The 10,015-nt window shown below is 69.0% G+C and carries 5 protein-coding genes and 2 pseudogenes; 1 reads left to right on the plus strand and 6 read right to left on the minus strand.

Annotated features, from left to right (window positions below; all coding sequences use genetic code 11):
• Positions 1-49: 49 nt before the first annotated feature.
• The 4 genes and pseudogenes from ligA to lpxC form a co-directional block, all read right to left on the minus strand.
• A complete protein-coding gene (gene ligA / locus OUA97_RS16590; RefSeq protein ID WP_267233140.1) occupies positions 50-2,401 on the minus strand; it encodes an NAD-dependent DNA ligase LigA in 2,352 nt (783 codons plus the stop codon).
• Positions 2,394-4,091, minus strand: a complete 1,698-nt coding sequence (recN, locus tag OUA97_RS16595; protein ID WP_267233141.1) for a DNA repair protein RecN — start codon at positions 4,089-4,091, stop codon at positions 2,394-2,396. The genes ligA and recN overlap by 8 nt, the downstream gene beginning before the upstream one ends.
• Positions 4,092-4,305: 214 nt before the next feature.
• Positions 4,306-5,181, minus strand: a pseudogene (locus tag OUA97_RS16600) (outer membrane protein assembly factor BamD); the annotation flags it as partial.
• Positions 5,182-5,817: 636 nt separating this feature from the next.
• Positions 5,818-6,756: a UDP-3-O-acyl-N-acetylglucosamine deacetylase gene (gene lpxC, locus OUA97_RS16605; protein WP_416362439.1), complete on the minus strand. Its 939-nt coding sequence runs from the start codon at positions 6,754-6,756 to the stop codon at positions 5,818-5,820.
• A 327-nt stretch (positions 6,757-7,083) separates the two neighbouring features.
• Here lpxC and OUA97_RS16610 point away from each other — a divergent pair, with 327 nt between their 5' ends.
• Positions 7,084-7,842 (plus strand): GNAT family N-acetyltransferase, encoded by a 759-nt coding sequence (locus OUA97_RS16610; RefSeq protein ID WP_267233143.1) that lies wholly within the window; start codon positions 7,084-7,086, stop codon positions 7,840-7,842.
• A gap of 54 nt (positions 7,843-7,896) precedes the next feature.
• On the opposite strand, the gene ftsZ is transcribed toward OUA97_RS16610, so the two are convergent.
• Positions 7,897-9,507, minus strand: a complete 1,611-nt coding sequence (ftsZ, locus tag OUA97_RS16615; protein WP_267233145.1) for a cell division protein FtsZ — start codon at positions 9,505-9,507, stop codon at positions 7,897-7,899.
• 328 nt (positions 9,508-9,835) lie between these two features.
• Positions 9,836-10,015 (minus strand): annotated as a pseudogene (locus tag OUA97_RS16620) (cell division protein FtsA); the annotation flags it as partial.

A 10,015-nucleotide genomic window follows, 5' to 3' on the forward strand; every position in this document is an offset into this window, starting at 1 on the left:
TTACCCAAGGTTGGGGACTGCGCCTCCCCGCGGCAAGTCCGGCCGACGCCTACCCGGCGACCAAGGCCAGCCACTCGTCCTCAGTCATCACCTGGATGCCGAGCTCGCTCGCCGTCTTCAGCTTCGAGCCCGCGCCGGGGCCAGCCACCACCAGGTCGGTCTTCTTCGACACCGAACCCGAAACCTTCGCCCCCAGCCCTTCGGCCTGGGCCTTGGCTTCGTCGCGGGTCATCTTCTCCAGCGCCCCGGTGAAGACGATGGTCTTGCCGGCGACGGCGGTGTCGGTTTTCGGCCGCTCGGCGGCCATCACCTCGTCGAGCTGAGCGCGCAGGGCCTCGACCTTGGCGCGGTTGTGCGGCTCGGCGAAGAACTGGGCGATCATCCGCGCGGCGACCGGACCGACCGCATCGACGCCCGAGAGTTCGCGGAACTCTTCGCCCGGCTCCTCCTGCGCGGCGTCCCGCGCGACCTGCACGATCGTCTCCCAGTCGCCGAACCGCTCGATCACCGCGGCGCGGGCACGGGAATTCAGCTTCGGCACGGCCAGTTGCAGGCGCTTGTCGAGCGAGGTCTCGTCGGGCAGCAGCAGCGCCTGCTGCGCGCCGCCGAAGTCGAGCAGCGCCCGCACCCCGGTCGGCCCGAGGCCGTCGAGATCCACCAGGGCGGCATAGTTCGCGCCGCCGACCTGCCCTGCCGCCGCCTGCGCGATCTGGACGAAGTGGTCGTAGGTCTCGAAGTGGCGGGCCAGGGCCAGCGAGGTGGTCTCGCCGACATGGCGAATGCCGAGCCCGAAGATGAAACGGTCCAGAGGGATCCGCCGCTTGGCGTTGATGGCCGCGACCAGGTTGTTGATCGAGGTCTCGCCATAGCCCTCGGTGACCCGCAGTTCGGCCAGCTTCTCTTCGTCGCGCGCCAGCCGGAAGATGTCGGCCGGCTCCTTGACCCAGCCGCGCTCGAAGAAGGCGGTCAGCTGCTTCTCGCCCAGCCCCTCGATGTCGTAGGCGCGGCGCGACACGAAATGGCGCAGGTGTTCGATCCGCTGGAACGGACAGGCGAACTCACCCGAGCAGCGCCGCACCACGGTCTCGGCCCCGGCGGCCGTGGTCTCCTTGACGATCGGCGTCTTCAGGTCGCACGGGCAGACGGTGGGGAACTCGTACGGGACAGCGTCGGCCGGCCGCTCCTCGGGCACATAGCCAAGGATCTGCGGAATCACGTCGCCGGCCCGCTGCAGGATCACGGTGTCGCCGATGCGCACGTCCTTGCGGGCGATCTCGTCGGCGTTGTGCAGGGTGGCGTTGACCACCACCACGCCGCCGACCGTCACCGGGTGCAACCGCGCCACCGGCGTGATCGCCCCAGTGCGACCGACCTGGATGTCGATGGCCTCGAGGATGGTGCGCGCCTGCTGGGCCGGGAACTTGCGGGCGATCGCCCACCGCGGCGTGCGGGTGATGAAACCCAGGCGCTGCTGCCAATCCAGACGGTCGACCTTGTAGACCACCCCGTCGATGTCGTAGCCGAGCTTGGGCCGCACGGCCTCCATGGCCCCATAGGCGTCGAGCAGGCCCTGGCCGCTGACCACGCGGCGGCTTTCCGGAGTGGTTTGGAAGCCCCAGGCCTTCAACTTGGCCAGCGCCTCCCACTGGGTCTGGGCGAACGGCTCGCTGAGCAGTCCCCAGGCATAGGCGAAGAACTTCAGCGGCCGCGTCGCGGTGATCTTCGGATCGATCTGACGCAATGATCCGGCCGCCGAGTTGCGCGGGTTGGCGTAGGTCTTCAGGCCAGCGGCCTCGTTGGCGGCGTTGAGCGCGGCGAATTCCTCGTGGCCGAGATAGACCTCGCCGCGGATCTCGATGACGTCAGGCCACCCCTCGCCGGCCAGGCGCTTGGGAATGTCGGTGATGGTGCGCAGGTTCTCGGTGACGTCCTCGCCGACCCGCCCGTCGCCGCGCGTCGCGCCCTGGACGAAGACGCCCTTCTCGTAGCGCAGCGAGGCCGACAGGCCGTCGATCTTCGGCTCGGCGGTGTAGCCGACTTCCTCAGAGCCCGACAGGCGCAGGAACCGGCGGATACGGGCGTCGAACTCCAGCGCGTCCTCGTTCGAGAACGCGTTGTCGAGGCTGAGCATCGGCACGCCGTGCTCGACCGGCGAGAACTGCTCGGCCCGCGCCGCTCCGACCCGGGTCGAGGGCGAATTCTCGCGGATCAGGTGCGGGAACGCCGCCTCCAGCGCGCTGTTGCGGCGCTTGAGCTCGTCGTACTCGGCGTCCGAGATCGTCGGCGCGTCCTGCTGGTGATAGGCGATATCGTGGCGCGCGAGCTCGTCCGCGAGCGCGGTCAGTTCCTCGACGGCCTCGGCCTCGGTCAGGTCGGTGGGAGATTTCGGAGCGTCAGGCATCCATCAGGGCCCTGGCCGCGGCGCGGGCCGCGTCGGTGATCTGGGCGCCGGCCAGCATACGGGCGATCTCCTCCTCGCGGTCGGCGAGGGACAGGGTCTCGACGGCGGTGCGAATACGATCAGCGTCACCGCTCTTGGAAATGCGCCAGTGGGCGTCGCCGCGCGCGGCCACCTGCGGGCTGTGGGTGACGACCAGCACCTGCGCATCGGCGGCGAGCCGTCGCAGCCGCAGGCCGACGGCGTCGGCCACCGCCCCGCCGACGCCCTGGTCGACCTCGTCGAAGATCATCAGCGGCTGGGGGCCCTCGGCCCGACCGGCCAGCGAGGCCTTCAGCGCCAGGGCGAAACGCGCCAGTTCGCCGCCGGAGGCGATGGCGCCGAGGTCGCCGAACGGCGCCCCAGGATTGGTCGCGACCTCGAAGGCCACTCGGTCCAGCCCCCCCGGCCCGGCCCGATCTTCGCCCAGCGGCTCGACGGCGACGCGGAAGCGGGCCTTGTCCAGCTTCAGCGGGCCAAGCTCGCCCATCACCGCCACCGCCAGCCGCTCGCCAGCCGCACTGCGCGCCTCGCTCAGCTTGACCGCCTCGGCCATATAGGCGGCGCGGGCCGCGGCCACGGCCGCCTCGGCGGCCTTCAGATCGTCCTCCGACGACTCCATGGCCTGCAGCCGCTCGGCGAAGCGCACACGCAGCAGCGGCAGCTCCTCGACGCTGACCTGCAGCTTGCGGGCCATGCCGCGCAGCTCGAACAGCCGCTCCTCGGTCTTTTCCAGCTGGTCGGGGCGGAAGTCGAAGGAGTCGGCCGCCGCGTCGACGGCGGCCTCAGCTTCCTGGGCTTCGCTGAACACGCGGTCGATGGCCGCGCTGGCGGCGGTCAGGCGGGCGACGGCGGCCGAATCCTCGGCCGCGCCGGCGGCGATCGCCCGGGTGCGGGCGTGCTCGATCGCGCGGACGGCCTGGGCCAGCCGCGGGCCGAGCCCTTCGAAGGCGGCGCGCGCCTCGGTGATGTCGCTGAGCGCCTTTTCGGAGGCGCCGAGAATGGCGCGCTCTTCGGCCAGCGCCGGCTCCTCGCCCTCGCGCGGGTCCAGCCGATCCAGTTCGGCCAGGCGCAGGGTCAGTTCCTCGGATTCCTCGGCCGAGCGGGCGACGATCTCCCGCAGCTCCTCGGCGCGCGACCGCGCGCTGCGCCAGTCGGACCAGGCGCGGGCGACACCGGCGCCGAGCGCGCCCAGCGATCCATAGGCGTCCAGCAGCGGGCGATGCTTGCGCGCGTCGAGCAGGCCGACGGTCTCGTGTTGGCCGTGCACCTCCAGCAGGATTTCGCCCAGTTCGCGCAGCACCGTGGCGCTGGTCGCCTGATCGTTGACGAATGCGCGGCTGCGGCCGTCGGCGCTGAGCGTCCGGCGCAGCACCAGATCCTCGCTGCGATCGTAGGAGATGCCCTTGTCTTCCAGAACGTCCCAGACCGGGTGGTCGGGCGCCGGCGCGAACACAGCCGACACCGCCGCCTGGGTCGCGCCCTGGCGCACCAGTCCGGCGTCGGCGCGCGCGCCGACGGCCAAGCCCAGGCTGTCGAGGATGATCGACTTGCCCGCCCCTGTTTCACCAGTCAGCGCCGTCAGCCCCGGGCCGATGGACAGGTCCAGGGCCTCGATGAGCACGACGTCGCGGATCCAAAGTCCGATCAGCATGGCCGCAAGATCGCTCGGAATCAGCCGGTTCGGAAGACGCTTAAGTTCGCTTTAGGTTCTAATTGTCGCCGCCCAGGCCCGGGATGCGCGAGAGCAGCCCACGGCGCTTGGCGGGTTCTGCCGGCGACACGGTCTCGTTCGCCGCGGTCGGCGGGGTTTCGAGGGCAGGCGGCGTCTCGGCGGCCGGGACCTCCGCCGGCACGGCGTCGGCAGCCGGCGGCTTGATGGTCGCGTCCTTGTCTTTCACGAACGGCAGGCGCGAGACCAGGCTCGGCTTCTTCGACTGCGCCGGTTCCACCGCCGGGCGCAACCCCCTGTCGGTCAGCAGCTTGTACGCGTCGCGGTACCAGACGTCGCCCGGATAGTTGTAGCCGAGCACCGCGCCGTTGCGCTTGGCTTCTTCAGCCAGGCCCAGGGTCAGATAGGCCTCGACCAGGCGGTAGAGCGCCTCGGGCGTGTGGCTGGTGGTCTGGTAGCGCTCGATGACCGTCTTGAAGCGGCCGATCGCCGCCAGGGTGTCGCCCTGACGCAGGTACCAGCGGCCGATGGTCATTTCCTTGCCGGCGAGCTGGTCGTTGACCATGTCGATCTTCAGACGCGCGTCGGCCGCGTATTCGGTGCGCGGGTAGCGCTGGACCACCTCGCTCAGATTGGCCAGCGCCTGACCGGTGGCCGCCTGGTCACGGCCCACGTCGACGATCTGCTCGAAATAGCAGATGGCTTTCAGATAATGCGCATAGGCGGCGGCCGGATTGCCCGGATAGAGCGAGATGAAGCGGTCGGCGTCGCCGATCGCCTCGGCGTAGTCGTTGCCCTGATAGTGGGCGTAGGCGGTCATCAGGATCGCGCGGCGCGACCACTCCGAATAGGGGTGCTGACGCTCGACTTCACCGAAGTACTGGACCGCCTGATTCCACAGGCCGCGGTCCAGCCGGTCCGCGCCGGTGGCGTAGAGCAGCTCCACGGGCCGCTCCTCATACGCCAGGCGAGGCTTTTCCTTCTTGCCTGCGCAAGAGGCCAGGGCGAGAGCAGCGCAACCGACAATAAGAGCCGTGCGAGTCCGGGAATTGCGAAGCAAGGACACCTTCACCTCAAAAGGACCGACGCGCGCCCCCGCGCCGCGAGTCCCCGCTTCTACAGCATGGAATGCAGGGCGCAAATGCGGCGGAGCGCAATGACACCGCTAAGCCATCTCCGCCCCCACGATCAGGTCCAAATCCATGCCAAAGGGAAGGGCGTCAAAGAGACGGTAAGGACTGAAAGCAGAAGCCACGCGCCCCATAGGGTGGCGGTGGTCGTTGCGCTCAATTGAACTGGAAGCACGCTCCTCGCGCCCCAGATCACCGCCACATCGACGAGTAGGACAGCAAAGAAAGTCAGGGCGGCAGAAACTTGGAGTGCTGCCAGTGGGTAGATCATGGAATGGGGAAAACCCATACCGCCCCAATCAACGACGTCGCGAAGCCGCCGTGCGAGGCCGCTAGGCTCGCCCAAGTCCCAACTCCATAGCTGCCTCTGCAATGCGACGAAGCTAGCGGCGAGCGGGGTCAAAACCAGCGCACGTGGAAGGCGCATCATGTTACTGCGCCGTTGGGTGGCCCCGCCGTTCGATTCGGCGTCGTCTCAAAGGCAAGTCGATCGTAGCTCATGCATTCCTCATTTGGAACAAACGAGGAACAACGATCTCGCAACGCTTCCGGTTCGCAAGCGAAACTGCGAGAGTCGCTCAGACCGCCTGGGCCAGTTCCGGCGCCAGGGTGCGGTAACGCCACGATTGCGGCGCGGCCAGCAGGGCGCGGACCAGCTGGTTGTTGAGGCTGTGACCAGCCAACACGCCTTCGAAGCGGCCGAGGATCGGCGCGCCCAGCACATAGAGGTCGCCGATGGCGTCCAGCGCCTTGTGGCGCACGAACTCGTCCGGACGGCGCAGGCCTTCCGGGTTGAGGATGCGGTCGCCCTCGATGACCACCGCGTTCTCCATCGAGCCGCCGCGGGCCAGGCCGATCGAGCGCAGGTACTCGACCTCGTGCAGGAAGCCGAACGTGCGGCAGTCGGCCAGCTCATCGCGGAACGCCCGCTCGTCCATGGCCATGTCCACGGCCTGACGGCCGATGGCGGCGGACGGGAAACGGATCTCGAAGGCGACCTCGAACTGGTCCGACGGGGTCAGGCTGGCGCGCTTGTCGCCGTCGACGAACTCGATCGGCTCGAGGATTTCGATATAGGCGCGCAGCGCATCCTGCTGACGGCGGCCGGCGCGGTCGAGGATCTGCACGAACGGCAGCGAGGAGCCGTCCATGATCGGCATTTCGGGGCCGTCGAGTTCGACCACCGCATTGTCGACGCCCAGCATGACCAGGGCCGCCATCAGGTGCTCGATGGTCGACACCGACACGCCGGCGGCGTTCTCGATCACGGTGCCCAGCTGGGTCTTGGTCACCGCCTCGCCGGTGGCCGGGACGCGGTTGTCACGGTCGGTGACGTCGGTGCGGACGAAGACGATGCCCGAATTGGTCGGCGCGGGACGAACGGCGACACGCGTGTAGGCGCCGGTGTGGACGCCGACGCCGGCGAAGATCGCCGGACCCTGCAGGGTGTGCTGAAACTCTTGTGCGCGCAAAACTCGCCGCCTTCCTCGTTCGGGCACACGGCCAGATGGCCGCATAACGCCCCACCTGTCAGGTAAGGGCTATGCCGCGCCGCAGCAAAACACTTCCTGTTTCGCAATGTTTCGATTTGGGACGGTTAAGAAAGCCTTAGGATTCAAGGCGCAAGCGGGCGGTCCCGATGTCCCGGCGCGGCTTCGTTGACAGCCGATTTGGAGGGCCGCTAGGCTCCTCGCAAGACGTCGGCGAACGATGGAGACCCGCGATGACCCATTCCAGCGCACATCCATCACCCGTGACGCACCTGGGGCGCTGTCGCTAGCCCTCCCGTCACGCTTCCGGCCGAGACGGCCTTCCGGGCGCAAGCGCCCTGTGACGAGACCATCATGTCTGATCCCCAACCGACTGCGCCGCAGCGCGCGGTCATGCCTGCGCACGCCAGGCGCCTCCTAGAACTCGAGACCGAGACCCGCTTCACCCTCAAGGACGGCCGCATCGCCAGCGAGGCGCCGCCCGACAATGCGCCCGGCCCGCTGCTGTACATGGCCGGCGGACGCATCTGGGTCGACGAAACAGTCGCGCCCCAGCTCCTCGACCAGCTGAACCGGCTGACGCGCGACGAAACGCCTGGGAGCGAGACTCTCCCTCCCCCCAGCCTCAACCGCTGCCTGGCGCTGCTCCCTCGCGCAGGGACACCTTCCGGCGGCCTCAGCTACCTTCTGCCGCAGGGGACGCAGACGCCGGGAGCCGCGCGGACGATCGCCTCCGGGTCGGCTGAGGCCGAGAACCTTGAGGCTCGGTTCGAGCGCGACGGCATGCCGAGCGGCCTGCTTGACCTGAACTTCCGGCAGGTCGCCGACCTTTGGCCGCCCTATTGCCTGGTGGTCGAGGATGGCGACGTCGCAGCGCTTGCCTTCACCGCCCGGCGGGGCTCACGCGGCGCTGAGCTGGGTCTCGTCACCCTCCCCGCCTTCCGCGGCCGCGGTCTGGCCGGACAGGCTGTCGCCGGCTGGAGCGTCCTGCCCGAGCTGCGAGAGCTGACCTTGTTCTACAGCACCGCGATGACAAACCTCGCCTCGCAGCGTGTGGCCGCCAAGCTCGGCCTGTCCTTCATCGGTCGCACCTGGGAGGTCGCGAGGGCCTGAAACGAAAAACGGCCGGGCGGACGCCCGGCCGTTTCATCGATCTTGTAGACCGGCCTAGTTGGCCAGGCGGCGCAGGAAGGACGGGATCTCCAGGTCTTCCTGGTTGTCGAACTGCGCTTCCTGGGCCGGCTGCTCGGCCGGCTGCGCGCCGCCGCGGCTCACCGGCGCCTGCTGGCGCGTCGGCTGCGGGGCCGGCTGCTCGTAGCGCGGACGGCTGCCGAACAGGCTGAGGAAGCCGCCGCGTTGCGGGCGACGCTCCTCGTAGGCCGGTTCCGTGAACAGCGGCTCTTCCTCGAATTCCTCGACCGCCGGATCGACGATCTTGGTCATCGGGCGGGCGATCTGCGGCTCGGGCGCGGCGGCGACGACCGGGGCCGGCGCGGGGGCCGGGACCGGGGCGCTGTAGAGGTCGCCCTGCTCTTCCTCGAACACCGCCTTGACCGGCTCCGGCGCCGGGATCGGCGCGGGCGCAGGCGTCGCGGCGACCGGCGTCACGGTCGGGGCCGGCGGCACATAGGCGGCCGGTTCCGGATAGCGCGGCGTGGGACGGTCGGCGAAGCTCGGCGGCGCGGGGCGTTCATAGGTTGGGGTCGCGCGCATCACCGGCTCGGTCACCGGGGCCGGACGCACGGTCTCGGCCCGCAGCGGCGGCGCGGTCAGCGGCTTGCGCTCCACCTTCGGCTCGATGGCCGCCATCGACGCGCCGTCCATGCCAGTGGCGACCACCGAGACGCGGATCATGCCCTCCAGGGTCGGATCGAAGGCCGCCCCGAAGATGATGTTGGCTTCTGCGTCGACCTGCTCGGAGATGGCGTTGGCCGCCTCGTCGACTTCCAGCAGGGTCATGTCCAGGCCGCCGGTCACGTTGACCAGCACCGCCTTCGCGCCCTTCAGCGAGACTTCGTCCAGCAGCGGGTTGGCGATGGCGTTCTGGGCGGCCATCAGGGCGCGGTCTTCGCCGGTCGCCTCGCCGGTGCCCATCATCGCCTTGCCCATCTCGGTCATGACCGTTCGGACGTCGGCGAAGTCGAGGTTGATCAGGCCCGGCAGCACCATAAGGTCGGTGATCGAGCGCACGCCCGAGTGCAGGACCTGGTCGGCCATGCCGAAGGCTTCGGCGAAGGTGGTCCGCTCGTTGGCGACGCGGAACAGGTTCTGGTTCGGGATGACGATCAGGGTGTCGACATAGCGCTGCAGCTCGCCGATGCCGGCGTCGGCCAGACGCATGCGGTGGCGACCTTCGAAGTGGAAGGGCTTGGTCACCACACCGACGGTCAGGATGCCGCGCTCACGGGCGCACTTGGCGATGATCGGGGCCGCGCCGGTGCCGGTGCCGCCGCCCATGCCGGCGGTGATGAAGATCATGTGGGCGCCGTCGAGGTGCTCGCCGATCTCCGGGATCGACTCCTCGGCCGCGCTCATCCCGACTTCCGGGTGCGCCCCGGCGCCGAGGCCCTGCGTGACCTGCACGCCAAGCTGGATGCGGCGGTCGGTCTTGGCGAAGGCCAGCTGCTGCGCATCGGTGTTGGCGACGACGAATTCGACGCCCTCGAGATGGGCTTCGATCATGTTGTTGACCGCGTTGCCCCCGGCGCCCCCGACGCCGAACACAACGATCCGCGGCTTCAGTTCGGTCGCGCGCGGCGCGGAAAGTGCGATAGCCATTGGGACCCTGTGTCCTCCGTACCGTGGTCAAGGGAACTGAAGGCGACCCGCCCGCCCGGTTCCCGCGACGGCTGGCGTTAAGGAAGCGCCCACCATCGTTAATTGGCGGTTAACTGCATAAGGCGAGTCGGAGGCGCGTGAAGGCGCATCCACAACAATATTTCTTGCTGCGTAAGGCTTGAGCGTTAACTACGCCGCGGCCCGGCGCTCAGCTTCGGGCGTTTATCGAACGCCGTGCGCTAAACTATTCTACGAACTCGACTTTGCAGCCTGAGCGAGCATGGCCGCAGCACGATTCACCCTCATGGCGAAGCTTGAATCGATCCGCCTAGAGATTTTCCCGCAGCCAGGCGGCGGCCTTGGCCACCGGATTGGCGCGGGGATCTAGCGGTTCGCGGCGCAGCTTGGCGCTGGCCAGAGCCTTGGACGAGACCGCCTCGCGGGGGCCGAAGGCGGCGCGCTGCAGGACGCCGGCGGCGGCGCAGAACGCCGGCCCGGACGCGGCGTC

This window comes from Phenylobacterium sp. 58.2.17 (assembly GCF_026411515.1).
Lineage (GTDB): Bacteria > Pseudomonadota > Alphaproteobacteria > Caulobacterales > Caulobacteraceae > Phenylobacterium.